At 38.8% G+C, this 20,948-nt stretch carries 31 protein-coding genes, 1 tRNA gene and 2 pseudogenes; 4 read left to right on the forward strand and 30 right to left on the reverse strand.

Annotation, left to right across the window (positions count from 1 at the left end; all coding sequences use genetic code 11):
- Positions 1 to 26: 26 nt before the first annotated feature.
- The 23 genes from Q5C82_RS05215 to Q5C82_RS05325 form a co-directional block, all read right to left on the reverse strand.
- Entirely contained in the window at positions 27 to 368 is a 342-nt protein-coding gene (locus Q5C82_RS05215) for a hypothetical protein (protein WP_003220252.1), read from the reverse strand.
- Positions 337 to 711 (reverse strand): HNH endonuclease signature motif containing protein, encoded by a 375-nt coding sequence (locus tag Q5C82_RS05220; RefSeq protein ID WP_003220254.1) that lies wholly within the window; start codon positions 709 to 711, stop codon positions 337 to 339. The genes Q5C82_RS05215 and Q5C82_RS05220 overlap by 32 nt, the downstream gene beginning before the upstream one ends.
- Before the next feature lie 106 nt (positions 712 to 817).
- The gene (locus Q5C82_RS05225) at positions 818 to 1,573 is read right to left on the reverse strand and encodes a hypothetical protein (RefSeq protein WP_003220256.1); all 756 of its coding nucleotides are present in this window, start codon (positions 1,571 to 1,573) and stop codon (positions 818 to 820) included.
- 62 nt (positions 1,574 to 1,635) lie between these two features.
- Complete coding sequence (locus Q5C82_RS05230; RefSeq protein WP_003220259.1) at positions 1,636 to 1,974, reverse strand: hypothetical protein; 339 nt, start codon at positions 1,972 to 1,974, stop codon at positions 1,636 to 1,638.
- Between the two features lie 193 nt (positions 1,975 to 2,167).
- A complete protein-coding gene (locus tag Q5C82_RS05235) occupies positions 2,168 to 2,920 on the reverse strand; it encodes a hypothetical protein (protein ID WP_003220262.1) in 753 nt (250 codons plus the stop codon).
- Positions 2,921 to 3,152: 232 nt separating this feature from the next.
- A complete protein-coding gene (locus Q5C82_RS05240) occupies positions 3,153 to 3,695 on the reverse strand; it encodes a tyrosine-type recombinase/integrase (protein WP_003220264.1) in 543 nt (180 codons plus the stop codon).
- On the reverse strand, positions 3,695 to 4,144 hold the full coding sequence (locus Q5C82_RS05245) for an ArpU family phage packaging/lysis transcriptional regulator (protein ID WP_003220267.1): 450 nt from the start codon (positions 4,142 to 4,144) through the stop codon (positions 3,695 to 3,697). Before Q5C82_RS05245 ends, Q5C82_RS05240 begins: the two co-directional genes overlap by 1 nt.
- 239 nt (positions 4,145 to 4,383) lie before the next feature.
- Entirely contained in the window at positions 4,384 to 5,079 is a 696-nt protein-coding gene (locus tag Q5C82_RS05250; RefSeq protein WP_230939491.1) for a hypothetical protein, read from the reverse strand.
- Positions 5,080 to 5,093: 14 nt separating this feature from the next.
- Positions 5,094 to 5,600 (reverse strand): hypothetical protein, encoded by a 507-nt coding sequence (locus Q5C82_RS05255; RefSeq protein ID WP_003220272.1) that lies wholly within the window; start codon positions 5,598 to 5,600, stop codon positions 5,094 to 5,096.
- A 52-nt stretch (positions 5,601 to 5,652) separates the two neighbouring features.
- Positions 5,653 to 6,549 carry a DNA cytosine methyltransferase gene (locus tag Q5C82_RS05260; protein WP_003220275.1) on the reverse strand — a complete coding sequence of 299 codons (897 nt, stop codon included), beginning with the start codon at positions 6,547 to 6,549 and terminating at the stop codon, positions 5,653 to 5,655.
- A gap of 12 nt (positions 6,550 to 6,561) precedes the next feature.
- A complete protein-coding gene (locus Q5C82_RS05265) occupies positions 6,562 to 6,810 on the reverse strand; it encodes a hypothetical protein (RefSeq protein ID WP_003220277.1) in 249 nt (82 codons plus the stop codon).
- Positions 6,807 to 7,034: a hypothetical protein gene (locus Q5C82_RS05270; RefSeq protein ID WP_003220279.1), complete on the reverse strand. Its 228-nt coding sequence runs from the start codon at positions 7,032 to 7,034 to the stop codon at positions 6,807 to 6,809. The genes Q5C82_RS05265 and Q5C82_RS05270 overlap by 4 nt, the downstream gene beginning before the upstream one ends.
- Complete coding sequence (locus Q5C82_RS05275) at positions 7,031 to 7,348, reverse strand: hypothetical protein (protein WP_003220281.1); 318 nt, start codon at positions 7,346 to 7,348, stop codon at positions 7,031 to 7,033. Before Q5C82_RS05275 ends, Q5C82_RS05270 begins: the two co-directional genes overlap by 4 nt.
- 42 nt (positions 7,349 to 7,390) lie before the next feature.
- Complete coding sequence (locus Q5C82_RS05280; RefSeq protein ID WP_003220282.1) at positions 7,391 to 7,588, reverse strand: XtrA/YqaO family protein; 198 nt, start codon at positions 7,586 to 7,588, stop codon at positions 7,391 to 7,393.
- A gap of 77 nt (positions 7,589 to 7,665) precedes the next feature.
- Positions 7,666 to 7,821: a hypothetical protein gene (locus tag Q5C82_RS05285; RefSeq protein ID WP_003220285.1), complete on the reverse strand. Its 156-nt coding sequence runs from the start codon at positions 7,819 to 7,821 to the stop codon at positions 7,666 to 7,668.
- A 12-nt stretch (positions 7,822 to 7,833) separates the two neighbouring features.
- Positions 7,834 to 7,974, reverse strand: a complete 141-nt coding sequence (locus tag Q5C82_RS05290) for a BH0509 family protein (protein WP_003220287.1) — start codon at positions 7,972 to 7,974, stop codon at positions 7,834 to 7,836.
- Between the two features lie 107 nt (positions 7,975 to 8,081).
- The gene (locus Q5C82_RS05295) at positions 8,082 to 8,630 is read right to left on the reverse strand and encodes a hypothetical protein (protein WP_003220290.1); all 549 of its coding nucleotides are present in this window, start codon (positions 8,628 to 8,630) and stop codon (positions 8,082 to 8,084) included.
- On the reverse strand, positions 8,627 to 8,785 hold the full coding sequence (locus Q5C82_RS05300) for a hypothetical protein (RefSeq protein WP_003220291.1): 159 nt from the start codon (positions 8,783 to 8,785) through the stop codon (positions 8,627 to 8,629). Before Q5C82_RS05300 ends, Q5C82_RS05295 begins: the two co-directional genes overlap by 4 nt.
- Positions 8,782 to 8,931 carry a hypothetical protein gene (locus Q5C82_RS05305; protein WP_003220293.1) on the reverse strand — a complete coding sequence of 50 codons (150 nt, stop codon included), beginning with the start codon at positions 8,929 to 8,931 and terminating at the stop codon, positions 8,782 to 8,784. Before Q5C82_RS05305 ends, Q5C82_RS05300 begins: the two co-directional genes overlap by 4 nt.
- Positions 8,932 to 8,945: 14 nt before the next feature.
- Entirely contained in the window at positions 8,946 to 9,776 is an 831-nt protein-coding gene (locus Q5C82_RS05310; protein ID WP_003220295.1) for an ATP-binding protein, read from the reverse strand.
- Entirely contained in the window at positions 9,760 to 10,632 is an 873-nt protein-coding gene (locus tag Q5C82_RS05315) for a phage replisome organizer N-terminal domain-containing protein (protein ID WP_003220297.1), read from the reverse strand. Before Q5C82_RS05315 ends, Q5C82_RS05310 begins: the two co-directional genes overlap by 17 nt.
- Before the next feature lie 225 nt (positions 10,633 to 10,857).
- A complete protein-coding gene (locus tag Q5C82_RS05320) occupies positions 10,858 to 11,187 on the reverse strand; it encodes a DUF771 domain-containing protein (RefSeq protein WP_003220300.1) in 330 nt (109 codons plus the stop codon).
- Between the two features lie 134 nt (positions 11,188 to 11,321).
- The gene (locus tag Q5C82_RS05325; protein WP_003220302.1) at positions 11,322 to 11,525 is read right to left on the reverse strand and encodes a helix-turn-helix domain-containing protein; all 204 of its coding nucleotides are present in this window, start codon (positions 11,523 to 11,525) and stop codon (positions 11,322 to 11,324) included.
- Positions 11,526 to 11,690: 165 nt separating this feature from the next.
- Between Q5C82_RS05325 and Q5C82_RS05330 the strand changes: the two genes are divergently transcribed.
- Positions 11,691 to 12,089 carry a helix-turn-helix domain-containing protein gene (locus tag Q5C82_RS05330; protein ID WP_003220304.1) on the forward strand — a complete coding sequence of 133 codons (399 nt, stop codon included), beginning with the start codon at positions 11,691 to 11,693 and terminating at the stop codon, positions 12,087 to 12,089.
- A gap of 289 nt (positions 12,090 to 12,378) precedes the next feature.
- Here Q5C82_RS05330 and Q5C82_RS05335 read toward each other — a convergent pair whose 3' ends face one another.
- Together Q5C82_RS05335 and Q5C82_RS05340 are read right to left on the reverse strand one after the other, a co-directional pair.
- Positions 12,379 to 12,507 carry a hypothetical protein gene (locus Q5C82_RS05335; RefSeq protein WP_003220310.1) on the reverse strand — a complete coding sequence of 43 codons (129 nt, stop codon included), beginning with the start codon at positions 12,505 to 12,507 and terminating at the stop codon, positions 12,379 to 12,381.
- Between the two features lie 18 nt (positions 12,508 to 12,525).
- Positions 12,526 to 13,626 (reverse strand): AimR family lysis-lysogeny pheromone receptor, encoded by a 1,101-nt coding sequence (locus tag Q5C82_RS05340; RefSeq protein WP_003220312.1) that lies wholly within the window; start codon positions 13,624 to 13,626, stop codon positions 12,526 to 12,528.
- Positions 13,627 to 13,880: 254 nt separating this feature from the next.
- Between Q5C82_RS05340 and Q5C82_RS05345 the strand changes: the two genes are divergently transcribed.
- Positions 13,881 to 14,990, forward strand: a complete 1,110-nt coding sequence (locus Q5C82_RS05345) for a site-specific integrase (RefSeq protein ID WP_003220314.1) — start codon at positions 13,881 to 13,883, stop codon at positions 14,988 to 14,990.
- Positions 14,991 to 15,148: 158 nt separating this feature from the next.
- Here the strand turns inward: Q5C82_RS05345 and Q5C82_RS05350 are convergent.
- The 3 genes from Q5C82_RS05350 to Q5C82_RS05360 form a co-directional block, all read right to left on the reverse strand.
- Positions 15,149 to 15,221, reverse strand: a tRNA-Arg gene (locus tag Q5C82_RS05350).
- A 52-nt stretch (positions 15,222 to 15,273) separates the two neighbouring features.
- Positions 15,274 to 15,819 (reverse strand): site-specific integrase, encoded by a 546-nt coding sequence (locus tag Q5C82_RS05355; protein WP_003220317.1) that lies wholly within the window; start codon positions 15,817 to 15,819, stop codon positions 15,274 to 15,276.
- 315 nt (positions 15,820 to 16,134) lie between these two features.
- Entirely contained in the window at positions 16,135 to 16,365 is a 231-nt protein-coding gene (locus tag Q5C82_RS05360; protein ID WP_003220318.1) for an excisionase family DNA-binding protein, read from the reverse strand.
- Between the two features lie 184 nt (positions 16,366 to 16,549).
- On the opposite strand from Q5C82_RS05360, the gene ggt reads away from it, so the two are divergent.
- Entirely contained in the window at positions 16,550 to 18,313 is a 1,764-nt protein-coding gene (gene ggt, locus Q5C82_RS05365) for a gamma-glutamyltransferase (protein WP_003220322.1), read from the forward strand.
- A 162-nt stretch (positions 18,314 to 18,475) separates the two neighbouring features.
- On the opposite strand, the pseudogene Q5C82_RS05370 reads toward ggt, so the two are convergent.
- A pseudogene (locus Q5C82_RS05370) lies at positions 18,476 to 18,715 on the reverse strand (LysR substrate-binding domain-containing protein); the annotation flags it as partial.
- On the opposite strand from Q5C82_RS05370, the pseudogene Q5C82_RS05375 reads away from it, so the two are divergent.
- A pseudogene (locus Q5C82_RS05375) lies at positions 18,700 to 19,403 on the forward strand (zinc-binding dehydrogenase); the annotation flags it as partial. The pseudogenes Q5C82_RS05370 and Q5C82_RS05375 overlap by 16 nt on opposite strands.
- A gap of 52 nt (positions 19,404 to 19,455) precedes the next feature.
- Here the strand turns inward: Q5C82_RS05375 and gltD are convergent.
- The gene (gene gltD, locus Q5C82_RS05380) at positions 19,456 to 20,937 is read right to left on the reverse strand and encodes a glutamate synthase small subunit (RefSeq protein WP_003220325.1); all 1,482 of its coding nucleotides are present in this window, start codon (positions 20,935 to 20,937) and stop codon (positions 19,456 to 19,458) included.
- Positions 20,938 to 20,948 lie beyond the last annotated feature (11 nt).

Here is a 20,948-nt window from a genome sequence, read left to right on the forward strand (position 1 = left end):
GGGGAGGGGAGCGCGGTCTCTGGCGTTCACCCCTCAGAGATTTTAGGGTGGGGGGTGCTCATTTCCTCTTTCAGCTGTAGCATTGCGGCTTCTAATTTCTTTTGTGCTTCTTTTAATTTCTTTGTATACAGATCGAATGCTGTTTCCTTTTTCATCGTTGCACGAAGAGCAAACAGTTTCTTTACCTTCTGTTGCATACGTCTTATGTCAGCGTTGGTGTAATAGGATGTATACTCAGTCCGACACCGAGGACACTTGATATAATGCTCACGGATTCCGTCGTCATGCTTCCTGACCTTTGAGCATCCTTTGACCAAGAGCATTGTTCCGCATTCATCACACATGCATGTTTGATGTTCTGTTCCCAAATCCTCCATCCTCCTTCGCTGTCTTTCGGCTATGGCATGGCGCGCATAGTGGCTGCCAGTTGCCTGAGTCCCAAAAGAGTTTCCTGTCTCCTTTATGCGGCTTGATATGATCGACTACTGTTGCCGGCACCCGTCTACCTTCCATCATGCACGATACACAAAATGGGTGCTTTGACAGATAGCCAAGACGCGCCTGCCTCCACTTGCTGTTATATCCACGTTTGCCAGCGGACTCCCGGTGCTGATCATAGGCCGGCTTGGTTCGCTTGTGCTGTTCACAGTAGCCCTCCCTTGTTAAGTTAGGACAACCAGGTTCATTACAGGGTTTCAAAGACTTATGCATATTACTAGAATCCCCCCATTAAAAAAGCTCTCCAATCTGGAGAGCTTTTAAAAATTATAAATTGTGTGTTAGTATGTTGTAAGTTCACAATGCTGAGCACTAATTATTAATTATTCTCATCTCTAGGTGGAAGTAAACTTGTAGGTAAAGAATCTTCAATCTCTTTTGGAAGTAAAGTTTTTACAGCCGATTGACCAATCTGTTTTGCCGCCTGAGGATTTCTTGCACACCAATTAACTAGCTTAACCATTAAAGCAGTTGCCCATTTCTTTTTAGTTAAGTATTGAACTTGATCCTTTAACAACTCGATTTCTTGATGCATCTTTTTCTTTTCAGCTTTTAATTCAGATTCAAGTTCTTCCGATTTATCAAAGGCTGAAGAATACTTTTCTTCAAGCTCATCAAGTTTATCTTTCAGCTTTTGTCCTTCAGCTTTTGTAAAATAACTCTCAGATACTTCTTCAAACTTTTCTTCCATAATCTTTTCAATTTCTTCTATTTTTTCTTGCGTATCTTTGATTTGTCTCCCAACAACTGAATTTCCCATTTCTCTTCTTAAGCGTTTAAGCCAAGCAGTTATTTCCATTGTAAGGAATTCATCAGCGAATGTGCCATATGATTTTTCACGAGATAATAATTTTCCGGGGCTTATCTCAAATTTTTTTAAATCTCCACTAGGATTTAATACAAATGAAAAGTAAAAATTTTTGTGATAAATATAAGTAATTTGCAAAATTAATTCATCCAGACTTTCAGTTGATTCGATGGATGTTGAGATTTTAAAATCATCTGCAGTAAAACCATTTCCCTCTAATTTATCTCGTAATTCTATTAGGAAAGATTGATTAATATCCAATGACAATAATTTCACCCCTGTTATGTTTTACACTATAAACAAAAAGCATCTCGAAGGATGCTTTTTGTTTATTTTTTAAAGATTAACCTGTAGATCATCTGCTTCTTATAATTGTCATTTTTAAACTCTGATCGATCTAAAGAATGTATATACCATTTATCGTGACGGTCTGACCACTTGGTTAACTCAACTTTAGTTATGTCAGGATAGCTGTATGTATATTCTTCGTTAGTTTCTGGGTTCTTCAAATGAATAAGTAAGAGCGCACCCGTCTTAGTTTCAAGTACCTGATGACCTTTAATCTCATGCAGAATTTGTTCATCTTTTCCTGGTATATCAGGTTCAACGCTTAATTCTACCTTTGTATAATTGTTCAAACAATTAATTAACATAGGATCAATAATCATTAAATTCACCTCCTATTTTATATATCGTCTTATGCATCCTAAATTTTAACACTTTATTCAAATCTTTAAGATTTGATGCTGTTAGATGAATAAAAAAGTCTCATGCAATTTCTTTATCGATTCATTACCTATTACCATAATAACTTTTTTAAAACGAAATGATGTGCCGTTATTCTGCCAAGTTTGTGCCATTTTAATAACTGGGTTCTATTTCGTCTGCATCATCATTTTCCTGTAGTTGTTCATTCTCTTTGAATGTATTCCAATTTATTAGCTCATTCAAAAAATACCCTTGAAACGCATTTAAGTTAGCTGAATAATGCTCGTACCCTTTTGATACTACTTTAAACAACCACCCTATTAGCCCAAAATAGATTAAAAATATAACCAAATTGAATATATACATATTTGGATTTAAGGTTTGATTAAGATAACTATCAAAATTATACTTTATTAAAGTAACAAAATTTATCACAATGGAAATCACTAGAGAAACTCTAAGGGTACCTAAACTATGAATTGTGCTAAGTATGTGCCTATATCGATCTGCTATATAATCTCTTTGAGCAGCATCTTTTAATTTCAATAATCCCCTATGCCAAACATATTCAAAAACGTAATAATCTTTATGATGATCACCTTCACCCCACTCATGCAGACTTACACCCTTAACATGCTCCTCCACAGCATTTGTCATTCTAGCAGCTTCATCTATGATTTGTTTATTTTTAGACCACCTATTAGAAAAGTGAATTTGTTGCATTATGTATCCTATAGTTACCCCGAAAAAAGCTAATGACACAAAAAGACCCAAAGTCTTGGATATATCTATTTTAAATTTAAGTAATTCATCATGATATAAAAATAATATTGGCAAGCTTATTAACATAATGAATACCCATCCTGGTATTCCCCACCTAATAAGATACTTCGTATCAAAATTCAAATTTTTCACTCCTAAACTTTTCCTCTATTATATAACATTTAAAGGCAGTATCCACATAATCCACGAATTACTCATATGTTTTATACTGTGCAACTCGTTGAACTGAGCCAACCCCTTGTCCCCTCTGTTTTTAACCAATATCCCTAAAATGAATTACACGCCTGTTATTTTTGAGGAATTGACGAAAAACGCAAAGAAAAAGGCCCATCCTTGTTGTTTTGGATGAGCCTGGTTATATTTTAAATTTCTTCATAGCGTTGTTCATGGCGTCTTGATTGATTCCGATGTATCTAAGGGTTGTCCGTTGGTCTGAGTGATTAAATATCTCCTGCAGCATAGCAACGTCCTTTGTTTGTTTGTAAAAGTGATAGCCGAATGTTTTTCTTAATGTATGCGTGCCAATGTCATCTAGCCCCACGTACTCAGCAGCCGCCCTGAGAATCTTGTATGCCATCGACCGGGATATTGGCTTGTTAATCCCTTCACGGCTTTTAAAGAGAAACTCATGGTCCTCTTTCCCTTCGACATAGGCCTTAAATTCCCTTTGAAGAGCTGGCGTCATGTCGATTCTCTTTTTCTTTTTCGTTTTCTTCTCTATGAGATTGAAGTATGGCCGTTTAGCGTCTCTTACTCTCAGCTGCAGAATATCTGATATGCGAAGCCCTGAATTGATACCCGTCACAAATAGCATGTAATTCCTCATGTTTTGCTCTTTTAAAAACCTCTTGATGTAAAAGATGCATTCCGGATCACGTATAGGCTGAACAAAATTCATTAAGAAGCTGCCCCTTTCTTGTAGACTTCTTCTCTAAGAGCAAATGCCAACCGATATAGAGCCTTTGCCTTCACACGATAATAGCTGCGCTGGCTCAGGTCCATTTCTGCATACACTTCATAATCATACATTTCTTCCGGCTGCATATAGAGCATGACAATGATCTGCCGTTCTCTTTGAGAAAGCCGGTTAACAGCTCTTTGAATCCTTTTTAGGAATTTGTCACGCTGAATCTCCCAATCAAGACGCTTTAACGCTGCATCTTCTGTCGATGAATGAAATTCATTCGTAATGCTCGGCGGAACAATGCTGTAAGTTGGTGTAACCTTTGGTAAAAAATCATCTGGCACCTGTAAGAGATATAACCGGTATTGATCCAGCAGCTTCTCTGCTTTTAATTTAGTCGCTTCTTCGTCAATCTGAGGAATGTTTAATGTTAATTGATTCATAGTTTTACCCTCCCGTTTATTTGCGTCTTAAAGTCCCGCCTTTGCCTCTTTTGAATGTTTGCCTATCTTGCCCCATCAATTTGCCGCCAAAACCATTCTGAGCGCTCCTGCGCGTTTTTATTGGACTTTTTCTTCCTCTTCTTCATGCCTTCCCTCCGTTCAAATAAAAAACGGACACCAACCAAAGCACAGATTTCTCTGTGTAGTGGTCAGTGTCCGCAGGCGTCTCCATCTTGGACTTATTTAGTTTTAAGCTCTTCTATACATGCATCAGCCATTTCCTCTATAAATTTCAAACGCGTTTTGTTCCCCGAAAAAAGGAAAACAAAATTGATAATAATGGATAAAAAAAAGAGCAATATCAACAAAACAGTCATAATGCTAATTAACTCTTGATTCGCGTTTTTTATTGGGATTTTTAAATATTCAATAATAGAATTGTTTTTAATGACAAAAAGAAATAATGGTCCAGCTAAAAGTGCAATTAATGTACGATTGATTGTGTCCAAACTCCCCTCAGTATTTTTGGTGCGAACATGAGCTTTAAGCATTCTTAACTTTGTTAAATCATGATTTGTATAAATTAATAGCTCTACTCGAAAATTATTGAGATTTTCTAGAAGATTCTTCTTATCTATATCTACTTCTTTTAAGTCTTTTAAAAATGAATCTTGTTCATATATAATCGGATTATTTAACCAATGATATAATTTTTCAGGAGGCTTGACTTGTTCTAAAGGGGATATAAGTACTGATATTAGATAGTAATACATTAATACGTAACTTGAAAAAACTATAAAGTTAGAAGACCAAATCGGTTTGTTAATCCACTCAAAAAAAAATGCTCCTAAAATGATTACCAACAATGAAACTATAAATATAACAGCAAACTTCACGTATTTATTCCAAATTATTTTTTTCATTGCTTCAACCACTTATTAATCACACCCTAATTTAAAAGTTTTGATTCTTTTTCAAATATAATTTCACTATCAGAAAGAAGCGCTTTAGTTATAGTTAAATTCCATGCCCTCATTCTTTTATGCCAACGTTTATGCTTTATAAAACTTTCCCAACTCAATTCATATATACCCTTCAAAGAATATTCTTTATCAAACAATACTATTATCACATATTCAAATTTCTGTATATCAGGTTCCCTTATTTCAGGATCGTTCATACCATAAAAAACTCCCGTAACGCTCCCAGTTGTTGTTTTAATACTATACCGATCTCCTTTTATACTTAGAGCATCGATATTTTGAGTCCCTGTTGGTGCAGCTTGAAGTTTGGGGAGCCCTTTAGTTTTATTATAAAAATTAATAGCCAAGTATTCTCCAAGCTCCCCAACAACATTATTAGTTCGTATTATACCTCGTTGCTTCAGTTCCTTAAGCAACGAACTATAAAGCAAAGTTAATTCTAAATCATCTAATTTTTTTAATGAAACAGTCAAGAAAACCACCCTTTTATTATTTATAATCATATTAAATCATAAAAAAGTGAAATTATGTTTTAAAATCATAAAATTCCCTTATGGACTTAAATATTGGATAAATCTGCTGAGGGACAACTGCGTTGCCTAATCCTTTAATTCTGTCCACCCGATTGGGAATCCCATTAGCCACTCTACCCACGTCGGGTTCAGCTGTCCAACTTCCCCACCGCTCCTTATGTAGTCCGGAAGACTGTTGGTAACACTCCTTCCTTTTTCTTTCAACTTCTCTGGTGTTCTTGCTCCTCGATAATCTCGTGTTATTGGTGTCGGAAAGAATTGAACGTGACTCCCTAAACTCAGACTGCAGTTCTTCCCGCTTTTTAAGTGTCGTCTGCTTGTTCCATTTTTGGTTTGTGTATAGTTGTCTTTTTCTCCAATTATTTGCCCTGCTGTTCCGTCTGTTGCTGTCGGAGTAGGCAACAACGAACGTCCGATCTCTTCGATGTTTGGCGTCGACGGCGCAAGCCGGTATAATAAACGATTGCCCTTTGTAACCTGCGCTTTCCAAGTCAAATAACGTGCGGTCGAGCTCCATGTTTGCGAAGTTAGCAACGTTTTCACCAACAACCCAAGTGGGTCTAAGTTCTTTGATGATCCTAAACATTTCCGGCCAGAGGTCGCGGTCATCTTCCGTGCCTCTTCGCTTCCCGGCAATACTGTAAGGCTGGCAAGGGAATCCTCCTGAAATAATGTCAATTGTTCCACCTGGCTCAATCACTCCTTTTTCCTCTAAAAGCTGTCTATTCAATGTGCGTACATCATCGAAGATGGGAACGCCTCGGAAGTTCTTATTCAATACTTTCTGGCAGAAGGGTTCACGCTCACAGAATGCAACTGTTTCAATCCCAGCCCATTCAGCAGCAAGCGCTATACCCCCTATTCCTGCGAATAACTCGATGCTTTTCATGCTGTCATCCCCCTATTCCCAACCGATTGCGGTTGCAAAGAATAAAACCAAAACCATCGCCCCAATGAGCCATCCGTTTGTTTTGTCTCTTTTTGCAATAATTGCGTCATTGCCGATCATTCTTAGATCATCAGCTTGAGCAACGATCATAGGCACTTCCTCGACATTAACCTTTAAGTGTTCGGCCGCCTCGTAAATGGTCATCGCTTCGTCCTTCGTAGCTTTGACTGCCCGCTGAAGCTCTACTTGTAAAGGAATCATTTTGCTTCCCCCTCGCAAAAGCATTCGCTTTCTTCATGTCCGCACTCTTCGCAAATTCTTTCAACTTGCCACCCCTCAAAATGATAGTGAGGCAATGAAAAATATTCCTTATGGCAACTCGTGCATGTTACAATTCCGTCACTGTCTGAATCCCAATTAGAGTAGGAATCTTCTTCTGTGTAATCGCAGTACGGGCAAGTTTGTTTATCTGATAACTCATTCATTTCACATCACCCTCCAATTCATTTTGGGCAACTGTTATCGCAAAATTGAGATTGGTAATGATCTTCTCTAATGCCTGTTTGTATCGTTTCATATCCCCGCTTAAATGCTGAATGTCCTTTTGTGCCTGCCGGAACTGATGAACCGTTACTTCCTGCTGGCGCTTGTTTTCCTCAATGATCTCCTGCTGTTTTTCTACTGATTGAATTAGAAATTCTTGATCCTCAAGAATAGTGGACCAATTAACGTCAATTTTCTTTTTATAAAGTGAAGTTGCTATTGAAAATCTATTTTGTATTTCCTGCAATTTATCCATGTCCGTTCCTCCCATATCGCAGAGAGGACCGGCCCCTCTGCGTCACATTTTATATCCGATTTCAAAATCAATTCTTGAAAGATTACCTTTTGACGTTTGCACGATGGTTTTCCCGTGCTCCGGCATTTCCGTTAACTTGAATGATTTATTGTTTCCGTCAATCACAATGACGTAATTTTTGTCATTTTCAATTTGGTTAAGTACCTGTTCCAGATTTTCTATATGTTTTGGACAGTTCACTATAAACGCCCCCGTGTGGTATAATAAAAGTGACTAGTTTCTATTTTCCGCACGGTGACGTCTACTTATGACTGTCATCACATCCAATCGTTCATCGAGAAAACCTGCAGCTTTGTCTGTGGTTCTTCTGTTGGGATGATTGGATGTTTTTTTATATACTCCAAGCGCTCCTCTTCCGTCATAATCCATGTAATGACTTCCCCATGCTGACGTAAGTTTTTATTTTCTGTCATGTCCTCGCCTCCTTACTCTTCGTTTAATTGTTTGATGTGCAGATTGTAAAGCGTCTCAATTTCATCGTCTGACTGGTGTTCCAGAAATGCTTTTCCGTATACACCCAGAATAGTGAGCCACTCAATCAAGTGCTGGCGTTCTGTCCATTCCAACGGTCCCCGCTCCCTTCTTGATCAATAATTGCATCGCAGCATTTTTATAGTCAGGCGGACATTCTTCAAACCGCACAATGACCATAAGTTGGTGAATGGTTGCTTTCTCAAAAGGGAAGGCGCTGCCTGATAAGATCATGCTTTGTCGCATCCTTTCCGAGAAGTCCGTTCATTCGTGGCTGAATGAAGTCCCTGCTGGCTTGATCCATAACAAGGAATAGAACTTCGTCTATGTCTCTATTAAGCTGCTTTGAAATACAGATAATAGATTCATTGGCTTCCCACATTTCACGGAACCGCTTAATCTCCGAATCATTCCAGACAAAGTTTTTTTCGATGAATGGTATATACACCGGGCTATCCTGCACGAACCGCCGCAGATTATCTTTTTTACCTTTTAGATGCGTTCTCTTGATTGAAATTCGTTTATTTGCATTTAACCCATAAGGACGTGGCGGAAGCACGCGGCCTCTTGCAAAGTCAACAATGAGCAAAATGATTTCATCCGGCTTTCTATTCAGCAGTTCGGCCATGTCATAAATGGATTTGCCGTCGTACCAGTAATCAACAACCTGACGCATTTGCACCAATGACCATTCAAAATTAAGATCAGTCAAAGCGATTTCTAACCGATCAGCAAGAACCGCAACGCTCATGCCAAACACTTCCTTACCGTCCCGGTATACCGATGAACAATGATCAATCTCTGTTCATGCTGCAGGTTTTTAGAAACCAGCCAGTTGTTTGGATTTAAACCGTTTTGCTTGATAATGTCCTTTTGCGCGCGTGTTGGGCGTTTACCGTGTTTCAAACTGCATTCCTCCTAGAGTTTTTATAGTCTGCTATTTTCTGATCAACCAGAGCAATGAGATTATTGATCTCTTTTTTGCGTTCAGCATCAGTAAGCTTCCGTTCTGGCTTGAGCTCCCAAACGCCAGGCATCACTGCTTGTACCACTTGTTTGCACCCCCTTAAAACGGCATTGCCGGTGTCTTACGACCTTTGTTCTTTTGCTTCTCTTTAAACTCAATTTTTTCAAGATGAGCTGTAAGACGGTTAACGGTCTTTCTGTCATAAAGCTTTGCTAAAGCAACTCCGGTGAGGTTTGTTGTCACTATCGTCACCTTGCCTTGTCTGCCAGTAGAGATCCCATACCAAACTCTTGAAATGAAATCAGGTGCCGCCCTATTCTCATTATCTGTGTCGCCCACTTCGCTCCCTAAGTCATCAATGACGAGGTAATCGACTCGTGTAAGCAGTTCGATTGCTTTGGACTCCGTAAGCTTTTCAGAATCATCTTTGAAAGAACTCTTGATACGCCGCATGAGTGCGTCACTATTAACAAAAAGGGCTGATTTTGCATACTCTTCTGAACTCTTTTTGTTCAGTTCTTTAAGAGCTGCTATTGCCAGATGACTCTTTCCGGCATTGGATTCGCCAGTTAGAAATATGTTCATGATCACGCCTGCTTTGATCTGTTTGACTAGCTCAAGCATCCGGCTTTTGTTCTGTTCGTCCTCTTTGTTGTAGCAGTGGAAAGATTCAAATGTTGCCTTTACCAGAGTTGGATCAGCGATAAGTGAATGTGTAGAAAGAACCTTTCTCTCTACCTGCCGGCGCCACGCCTCAGCTTCTTGTTCGATCTCCCTATTGCGCTGTTCCCTTTCACACATTGGGCATTTTACTGAGCCGTCTCGTAGCTGCATCAGTTGAACTGGATAAGGCTTTTCTTCGCCGCCTATAATTCTTGTGTGTTTATTGCAGTAGACAGGATTTCCAGCCTCATCAGTATGGAATGTCATCCTCCGAGATATTTCGCCCTTGACTGCGGTTGCCCGCTCCCTTGTGATTTCCTCCACGTGATAAGCCTCCTTTTTGGTTTAGATAAGACTCGAACTTTGTGCCGAACAATGTTTCAGGACGGAGAAACTTATTCATAGCAGGGTCATTAAGCCATTCTTCTGTTTTCACTAGGATGACGTGTTTAAAATCTTCAAAACGAAAACCGTCTTTCCAGAGTTTCTTTATAAGTTTTCTTGTTTTGTCAGTGGTATGACGGTATCGTGTACCCGCTTTTTTGTTCAGCAGATCAATGATCAGTTTGTAAGGAATCTCATCGTTTGCTTTTTTTGAAGTGGACGCGCCGTCTGGTTTACCAGACAATATATCTTTTAATTCTTTTTCTTTATCTAATTCTTTATCTATATCTGTACCGTCATGTGACGTCACGCTAACGTCATTATTTTTTTCTGGTGCAGTTAGCTGTAATAGCTTCTTCCGTTCCCGGTATTTTCTGTTTCTTTCAGCGTTTAATTTTCTTACTCTGTCCATACCTTCAACGTTTTGGTGTTTTTCCCAATTGGCAATAGATATGAATTTATTTTCGTCAACTTCAATCATTCCAAATTGTTGAAATGTATTTAACGCCATTCTGACAATTGGTAAGGGCCTATTAAAAATAGTTGCCAACATTTCGTCGGTATACGGGATGTTTTGATTTAGATAAATGTATCCAGAAGCATTGGTTTTCCCGGCTTGAGCAAGCAGTTTGACCCAAATAATTAAAATTGTATCTGATTCAGGCATCTGCTCTATCAACTTAATTTTTTCGTCCTCAAACATCTGAGTGCTTAACTTGATCCACTTAACCTCAGACATTTTGTTCAATCCTTTCTGACTTAGTTAAAGGCCAGGGCGACCTCTTTCCGTTAACAATGACTGTACCCAACAGATTGTCAGCTCTTTCACTTCGGATAACCTTTCCACCTTGCGAGAGAAGTTTATCTAAAGCTTTTTGATGAGTTGACTCAGACTCACTGATTACCAAGTGAAACCTGTTAGTTTGCCAAACATGACTTACTAAGAACATTTCATCCATTCCTTTCAGTTCTTTTTCGAAAAAATTTCAGCAAAGTGTTTATCTAAAAAGGCAGCCATTTTTGAAGCTTGGAAGCTCCAGTTTTGCCCTTTAGATTGTGGGTAAAACACAAAACCACCATTTGCTGAATCTAAAAATCTGCGGAAGTGACTTGGATATAAAATGTTTTCTTTAATCCACTCGCTTTTCCGTGACGTCTTTTTCTCTAAATCTTTCATATTCCAGTAAACGCCGGATAGAGATTGATCTCTCAGTTCTTGTAACTCCACTTTGCTGATAAGGACTTTATCAGCCGGAATCGGAATGGACAGACTAACATCAAGAAGCTGTGCCATAATTTTCTCCTTTCTATAACTTTTGAATAATTCATCCGTAGTGAGACCTAAGCAAGCAGCTAAATATCCGTTTTCTTTGTGAGTGACAAAATATTAAAACACACAACTTAATATTGTTCCTGACAGTACCATTATTAATCAAAAAAAATTCTGATCTTAATATTAAGTTGCTTAGTAATTTTTTCAATCGCCTGTATAGAAGGATTCGCTTTCCCTCTCTCAACTCTTGAGACATACGACGCTGTAAATCCAAGGAGTTGAGCAAATTCGATTTGAGACATCTTACGCTTTTTTCGTATTTTTTGAAGCAAACACCCAAACTCTTTTAGATCAAACATTGTTATATCACATCCTTATTTGTACCTGTAAGGAACAATTTGATCTTAACATAGCTGGTTTTTTTATACAAGCGCTTTTTAAAAGAATTTTCTCGTGAGGTACACGATGTGGTATAATTATTCCTATGAGGAATAAGGCTAATTTTTCAAAAAGCAGGTGTTATTATGGGAAATATGAAAATGGGAGAAGCGATTCGGCGCATCCGTAAGGAAAAGAAAAAAACATTAGATGAAGTTGCTGAAGCTGTGGGAATTACACATAGTTACCTTTCAAGAATAGAAAGAAATTTACAACAACCATCAATACAAGTAATTGAAAAAATCGCTGACTATTTAGGCGTTCATAAATCTTATTTATTTTTTGATGAAGAAAGTCTAAAAAAATATTCAGAACCGGAGAAACAGCTACTTGCACAGAAAAGCATCACAATAGATGATCTTAAAAAGCTAAACATTGTTCATGATAACGGTAGTAAGATTACTGAAGAAGAATTACAACTCGTCATAAACTATTTGAAAGAATTAAGGGAGTTAAAAGAACGGCATTTGAAAGACCTAGATTAACCAACTTTGAGCTTTCTTGTTTCTTCATTTTTCTCCTCTTCAATTTCCTTTTTCAAATTCCCGATGATGTTTTCAAATGTTATATGCATGATGTTTCCCCTTTCAAAAATAGAACCTTTGTTCTCATTGTATTTAAAATCAAATTTAAAATAAACACTTTTTCAAGAATTTCCTGTTTTCGTTTTTTTAGAAAACAGGAAATTTCCCCGAAAAGCACGAAAGACGCTGCCAGCGAAGGCATCGTCTTTTTTTTTGATATTTGTATCAGCTTTTCAGGGTGTTGATGAAATTATGCACCTACTATAATTTCGGCTGTTTGGAATTCACCTTCTGCATTTGAATGATCCAATGCAGCATTTGCACCAGCTAAAGTCAGTATACCGAACGCCAAAATCAAGACTATCGACATCTTTTTCATCTAAAACACCTCCTGTTACTAGATGTTAAAATTAAATCCTAATTTTATCAAGTATATTTTTGGAAGGTTAGAACGAAATTGATCTTTTTGCTGCGAAAAAAAGTAAAGTGATAACAGTAACTTCTCTGCTGACTTTTCTTTAATTCCATCAAAGAGCAAAGCATACCTTTTATAGAAATCATTCTGATAAAAAGAGCTTAATGAGTCCTGTGACGCTAATGATTTTGCAAAAGCAGTCACCTGATAATCTTCAGAAATCTTCTTGCCCCAAAATGCTTGTAAGATGGCTATTTCTTCTTTATTTTGTACTAATTCTTTTTTTCGATCTGGAAAAACGCTGAGCAAGTCAATACATTTCTTATAGTATTCATAAGACAGAAAATAAGATTCGTTCATATAGGACAATGCTAATATGTACAACGCGGTCAAATTTAAATTAACACTGAGGTTTTTCTCACGAAGAGAATGGGCAAGTTCACGAGCTTTAAAAACGGCATTATCTTGTTTTAAATATAGATTCACAGAAACTTCTTCTAAGCGAGCAGAGAATGCCGTCTTAAGAAACGGATCAGATATCCTATTGATATTCTTTTGAATGGTTCCAATTTTATCGAGTGTTAGTTCATACTTTCTGCTTTGATAATTAGAGTACATTTCTAAAATGAGTAGTAATGTTTTGGTATCATGGCAATCTGATTTAAGTTCATTAAGCTTTTCAATATACTCAAAGCTTCCGAGTGACAATCTATATTCCAGCATGAATTTATAGATTTCAGACCAAGAACTGATCTTACCTTCTTTTTTAATTTGCCTTTCAATCAAGGTCTCAATAACCGAAAAAAGTCTCTTGGTATAACAATATTCTAATGCTGCAGGGTAATTCTTTTTCTTCACCCCGCTGAGGCAATGCCTTTTCATCAAATCAGTTTCGTTCTCGGGATCAAGATACCTAATGATCTCTCGAACCATCCAAAAATTAATTTCTTTTCCGCTAAGAAACTTACTTAAATAGCCTTCGCTAATTCCGATTTTAGCTGCTATCATGTTCTGCTTTTCATCGGATGATTTTATCATTTCTTTAAGATGAACTCTTATATCTCTAGTTGCTAATATTCCCATATGATCACCTTTTCAACTTAAATTTAACATATTTACAAAAAGAATTTTGTCGAACAATGGCGATAAGATTTAGAATTTTGAGATTTTTTAATATGAATTATTTCTATGATTCTTTATTATAACATATTTTACATTTAATTCATTAAAGAGCTACTTGATTAAAAACTGATCTTTCAAATTATAATAGATAATGCTATCTTATAGACTGTAAAAAACCTTGATTTATTTTGTATTTATTAGTGGGAGTTGGAACTATGGCAAGTTTTCAAAAGCGCGGGAAAACATGGCAGTATTGTGTTAGTGCTAAACCAAAACCTATACGGAAAGGCGGCTTTAAAACTAAAAAGGAAGCTCAAGTAGCAGCATCAGAAATTGAGGAAAAACTTCGAAAATCGATGTCTCCTCGTGTAACCAAAGTACTTTTTGATGAGTACTTTAAAAGTTGGGTGGATGTTTATAGAGATGATATTGGTGATATCACTCGGAGTGGTTACTACATTACCCTTGGAGAAATTTCCGAGAGTTTTGCCGGTAGATATATCAATGACATCACTAAACGTGAATATCAGGAATTTTTAAATGACTTTGGGGCTGTCCATGCCAAAGAAACGGTTAGAAAACTGAACACACATATTAGAGCTTGTGTACAAGAAGCTATTGAGGAAGGAATAATACAATTTGACTTTACCAGAAAGGCCAAATTAACCGGTAGCGTGGAATCTAAACGACCTGAAGAAAAACATTTGAATTATGTTGAAAGTCAAAAGCTTCTAAATGAATTATATGAGCGTAAGGATAAGTCTATCGGATATTATTTACTGATACTGGCCCTTACTTCGGGGATGCGGTTTGCTGAAATAGTGGGATTAACAACAGATGATTTCAATTTTGATTTAAATGAAATCACAATCAATAAAACCTGGGATTATAAAAAAGGAAAAGGTTTTGCTAAAACCAAAAATGCTTCATCAAATAGGACCATTAAAATGGACTCCAATACAATGAATTTATTCAAAAAATTGTTTGATGAAATGCCTAACAACATACATAATCTTGTATTTTATAGCCCTCGAAGCTCTAAGAAAGTTCTTACCAACGAATTTGTCAACAAAATATTGAAAAAGACATTGACAGACTTGAATATTGAATCAATTTCGGTACATGGATTAAGACACACACATGCTAGCATTTTACTCTACAAGAAAATATCAATTTATTATGTTTCAGAACGTTTAGGACATGCGAAGATAGATACCACCCTTAATTATTATTCACATGTAATTAAAGAACTTCGTGAAGAAGATACACGAAACACTCTTGACTTATTTGAAAAAATGCCTGTTTCAGCAATAACGATTGTATAGCAATGTGAAAAAAATGTGCAAAAAAAAATAAATTCACATCGTTTCCCACCGTATTCTCTTCCAATTGAAAAACTCCTAGAAACAGCAAAAACCCTTGTAAAACAAGGGTTTTGTTGTTTTGTGGATGTTATTAATCTGAACACATCCAATATAAAAAACGCTCTAGGAGAGATTCGAACTCCCGACCTGCAGTTTAGGAAACTGCTGCACTATCCGCTGTGCTACTAGAGCTTTTTGTATTTATATAGTAGCTCTGATGATCAATATTTTCAAGCGGTTTGTATTAAAGCCCTCCAAAAACCTTATACGCGGCCCTTGTCGTGTCCTCGTCAATACCGATATACCGCATTGTAATCGAGGGTGATGAATGATTCAGTATTCTCTGCAGCTCGGCAATGTCTTTTGTCCGCTGATAAAAGTGATAGCCGAATGTTTTCCGGAGCGTATGCGTCCCTATCTCCTCAAGTCCGCACGCCGCGGCAGCTTCTCTTAAAATCCTGTATGCCTGAATGCGGGAAATCGGTTTCCTGGTCCGGACAGATTTAAAAAGATATTCGTTTTCTTTCATGTCTTTCGTATACTCGTATATTTCCTGTTTCAGTGATTCTAAAATCAGAATCTTCCTTTTCTTTTTCGTTTTGCTTTCAGTCGCCCATAAATGATCTTTATTTTTAACGTCTTTCACTTGCAGCGGCAGAATATCAGAAATGCGGAGCGCGCTGTTGATGCCGAAAATAAACAGAAAATAATCCCGCTTGTTTTTGTTTAGCAAATACTGTTTTACATCTTGGATTTTCTCTAAACTGCGAATCGGCTGTACAATATGCATCAAAAAACTCCTTAAAAACCGTTATGTAACGTTTTGAGGTCTATGTTACTATTATAGCTGAAAAACGTTGAATGTCAAAGTGCGACGGTATTTATGTAACATAATATACATAGTGTTACATAAGGAGACGAAGAAGTTTTCAAAATCTCTCTCCCTCTTAAATACGTTTTAAGGCCTCATATAAAGCTTCTGATCTATTTGATACGTATCCCTCTAGATATCATCAAAAAACCTCTTAAAATAAAATCTGATGATTCGGTTTTTCCGATGTTTTTAAAAAGATATACAAAAAAAGACACAATTTGAAATTGTGTCCTAATCCTCATCCTTTACATCAATATCTTCCGGGATCGGTTCATTTAATATTTCCTGCATGAGTGCTTTGTAATTCTCCAGCTGTTCGAGATGCGTTTTGAACTGTCCCTTATAAATCAAAAATTGCTTACCGTCATGAACGGCTCTGATTTTTCCTTCGAGCACCAAGCTTTTAATATAATCCTCTGAAAGATTTGCATATTCTGCTGTTTCTTTAATCGTTAAATACATATAGAAGTCCTTTCTAAATCCGTATACTGATTCTAATATAGCACATGGCTCATAACAATATAATCAATTTCGCACAGAAAAACGGCTGAATGTTCTATATAATATACCATTTGTCACTTGTGAAAACGCTGTAATTTTTTTACGCTAAGATTGTAACATAACAGCTTCATATAGGAGGGAGAACATGAAAAGAACGTGGAACGTCTGTTTAACAGCTCTGCTTAGTGTTCTGTTAGTCGCCGGAAGTGTCCCTTTTCACGCGGAAGCTAAAAAGCCGCCCAAAAGCTACGATGAGTACAAACAAGTAGATGTAGGGAAAGACGGCATGGTTGCCACCGCGCATCCTCTCGCTTCGGAAATCGGTGCTGATGTGCTGAAAAAAGGAGGAAATGCTATTGACGCGGCGGTTGCCATTCAATTTGCACTCAATGTAACAGAGCCGATGATGTCAGGCATTGGCGGCGGCGGTTTTATGATGGTGTATGACGGAAAAACAAAGGATACAACGATCATTGACAGCCGTGAACGTGCTCCAGCAGGCGCAACCCCCGATATGTTTCTCGATGAAAACGGCAAAGCCATTCCTTTCTCTGAACGTGTGACAAAAGGTACTGCCGTCGGTGTTCCAGGCACGCTGAAAGGGCTGGAGGAAGCCCTGGATAAATGGGGAACCCGCTCGATGAAGAAGTTAATCGCCCCTTCTATTAAACTCGCTGAAAAAGGATTTCCGATTGATTCGGTACTGGCAGATGCTATTTCAAATTATCAGGAAAAGCTGTCACGGACTGCTGCAAAAGATGTATTTTTGCCAAATGGCGAGCCGCTCAAAGAAGGCGATACATTGATTCAAAAGGATTTGGCAAAAACGTTTAAGCTCATTCGCTCAAAAGGCACTGACGCTTTTTATGAAGGAAAATTTGCCAAAGCACTTTCTGACACTGTACAGGATTTCGGCGGATCAATGACGGAAAAGGATTTAGAAAATTATGACATCACAATCGATGAACCGATTTGGGGAGACTATCAAGGCTATCAAATCGCCACTACTCCTCCTCCAAGCTCTGGCGGTATTTTCTTACTGCAAATGCTGAAAATACTTGATAATTTTAACCTTTCACAATACGATGTCCGCTCATGGGAAAAATATCAACTGCTTGCTGAAACGATGCATTTGTCTTATGCCGATCGTGCGTCTTACGCAGGTGATCCCGAATTTGTAAACGTTCCTCTCAAAGGCCTGCTTCACCCCGATTATATTAAAGAACGCCAGCAATTAATCAATTTAGATCAAGTCAATAAAAAACCGAAAGCCGGTGATCCTTGGAAATACCAAGAAGGATCGGCAAACTATAAGCAAGTCGAACAGCCGAAAGACAAAGTAGAAGGCCAAACAACCCACTTTACAGTTGCCGACCGCTGGGGAAATGTTGTTTCTTATACAACGACAATTGAACAGCTATTCGGAACAGGTATTATGGTCCCTGATTACGGTGTCATTTTAAACAATGAATTGACGGATTTTGATGCGGTTCCAGGCGGAGCTAACGAAGTACAGCCGAACAAACGGCCTTTAAGCAGCATGACCCCGACCATTTTATTTAAGGATGACAAGCCTGTCCTCACCGTCGGATCTCCTGGCGGGGCCACCATTATTTCATCCGTTTTGCAAACCATTCTCTATCACATCGAATACGGTATGGAATTAAAAGCTGCTGTTGAAGAGCCGAGAATTTACACAAACAGCATGAGCTCCTACCGCTACGAAGACGGAGTTCCTGAAGACGTCCTCAGTAAACTAAACGGCATGGGCCATAAATTCGGCAAAAGCCCGGTGGAAATCGGAAACGTACAAAGCATTTCTATCGACCATGAAAATGGCACTTTTAAAGGCGTAGCTGATTCAAGCAGAAACGGCGCGGCGATCGGCATTAATTTAAAACGGAAATAAAAAGATAAAAACTGTACTCGCTTCAAATGAGTACAGTTTTTGTATGCAGTCCTAATATCCACCTGTATTTCATACGCTTTTGCAGTACTCCGTACTTTCTTGACAATCGGCTACGCTCTTTGTTCAGCGTAAACAGACTGAAACCCAATGCATCTTTCCTCATCATTTTATTTCGCTTATCTCATCAATAAATCTCTGAAACGCACTCGTAATAAAAAAGTCTTTCCTGTATATAAATACGATCTCTAAGTCTTGATAAGCTGCTGGCAGCTGATGAATCCATACATTATTAGGACGCTCGGAGCAGTCTACAGCAGACTTAGGAAGCAGCGCCGTACCCAATCCGGCGGTTACTCCTCTTATAATGGCTTCCAATGTGCCAAACTCTACCGGCTGTACCTGAGATTCTGGGAGGCCCTTCTGACGGAACGCTTGCTGAATACGTGATCATCCCATCACAAAATGTAATCAAAAAACCTTCTTATTTATCCTGGGAAGAAGCAGGCGTTTTACCTTTATCAGCTTTAACTGCATATCGGGCCCTGTTTACAAAAGCCCAATTGAAAAAAGCGAGCATCTATTGATACCCGGCATCGGCAGCGGTGTTGCAACCTACGTTTTGTTCATGGCTAAAGCGATTGGAGCAACGGTAAGCGTGACCTCCCGCAGTGAGGAGAAAAGAAAAAGGGCACTGCAATTAGGTGCTGATTACGCAATTGACAGTTACAGCAATTGGGATGAACAGTTGCAGGGAAAAAAGGCTGATGTAGTTCTTGATAGCATAGGCCCTGCCCTCTTTTCGGAATACTTCCGGCGCCATATAAAACCGAACGGACGTATTGTCAGCTTTGGGGCAAGCTCAGGTGACGATCTCCGTTTTCCAGTGCGTTCTTTATTCTTTCCTCAGATCAATGTATTGGGTACCTCAATCGGAAGCTGTGAAGAATTTCACGATATGCTCGCTTTTATTGAAAAATATAAGCTGCGGCCTGTAATAGACCGTACATATCCTTTAGAAAAAGCATGTGAGGCATATACGAGAATGCAGGAAGGCAGACAGTTTGGAAACATCGGAATCGTAATGGAATAAAAAAGGAACCGGCTGGCAATCAGACCGGTTTCCTTTATATAATCCCCTTTATTTACGGAAGAACTGAACTCCCCATCAAGTATCGATCCACTTCACGCGCCACTTCACGGCCTTCATTAATCGCCCATACGATTAAGCTTTGGCCTCTTCTTGCATCCCCTGCGGCGAATACGCCATCGATATTTGTTTGATAATCCCCATATGCTGCGCTGATTTTGTTATTTACAGAATCAACACCGAACTGTTTCAACAGCGGCTGTTCTGTGCCTTCAAAGCCAATAGCGATGAAGACAAGCTGAGCAGGCCATACTTTTTCCGTTCCAGGCAGCTCGCGGAACTCGTACTTTCCGTGCTCATTTTTCACTTTCTCCATTTGAATCGTATGGAGCTCTTTCAATTTGCCGTTTTTATCGGCAACCAATTTTTTTGTTTGGATCGAATATTCTCTCGGATCTCTTCCGAATTTTGCTTCTGCTTCTTCATATGCATATTCTAGCGTAAAGACGTGCGGCTGTTCAGGCCACATATTATCATTCGTGCGAGCCGGAGGAAGTTTCGGGTGTTTGCCGAATTGGTGCACGCTTTTGGCTTTTTGGCGTAAAGCGGTAGCCACACAGTCAGCTCCTGTGTCTCCGCCTCCGATCACGATAACATCTTTCCCCTTCGCATCAATGAATCGCTTGTCTTTAAAGTTAGAATCTAAATAGCTTTTTGTAGCAAGCGTCAAGTAATCCATCGCGTAGTGAACACCTTTTGATTCGCGTCCCTCGATTAATAGATCCCGCTGTTTTTGAGCACCTGTGCAAAGGATCACGGCATCAAATTGCTCTTTCAGCTCATCAGCCGTTATATCAACGCCAATTTCCGTATTTGTAACAAAATCGATTCCTTCTTGCGTCAGCAACTTAATGCGGCGTTCGACAATCCCTTTTTCAAGTTTCATGTTTGGAATGCCGTAAGTTAAAAGGCCGCCCGCTCTGTCTGCACGTTCAAATACAGTGACGGAATGTCCTGCTTGATTCAGCTGGTCTGCACTCGCCAGTCCGGCTGGGCCCGATCCGACAATGGCCACTTTTTTGCCTGTTCGTTTTTTAGGAATTCTAGGCTGAATCCAGCCGTTCTCAAATCCTTTGTCGATAATGGTCCGCTCGATGTTTTTAATTGATACGGCCGGGTCTGAAATCGCTAATGTACATGATCCTTCACAAGGAGCGGGACATACCCGCCCTGTGAATTCAGGAAAGTTGTTTGTTTTTAGAAGGCGTTCCAATGCTTCTTTCCATCTGCCCCGGTAGACAAGATCATTCCATTCAGGAATTAAGTTGTAAATCGGACAGCCGGATGTAAATCCATTAATGTCCGCACCGATCTGGCAAAACGGTGTACCGCAATCCATACACCGCGCCCCCTGCCGTTTCGATGCTTCTTCTGAAAAAGGAGCAGAATATTCTTTCCAATCCTTTAAACGAGTGAGAGGGTCCCGCTCAGCAGGTTTTTCTCGTTTGATCTCCATAAATCCAGTTGGTTTCCCCATGTTCCTCTCCC

The sequence above is a fragment of the uncultured Bacillus sp. genome (assembly GCF_958411575.1).
In the GTDB taxonomy this organism is placed as follows: Bacteria; Bacillota; Bacilli; order Bacillales; family Bacillaceae; genus Bacillus; species Bacillus spizizenii.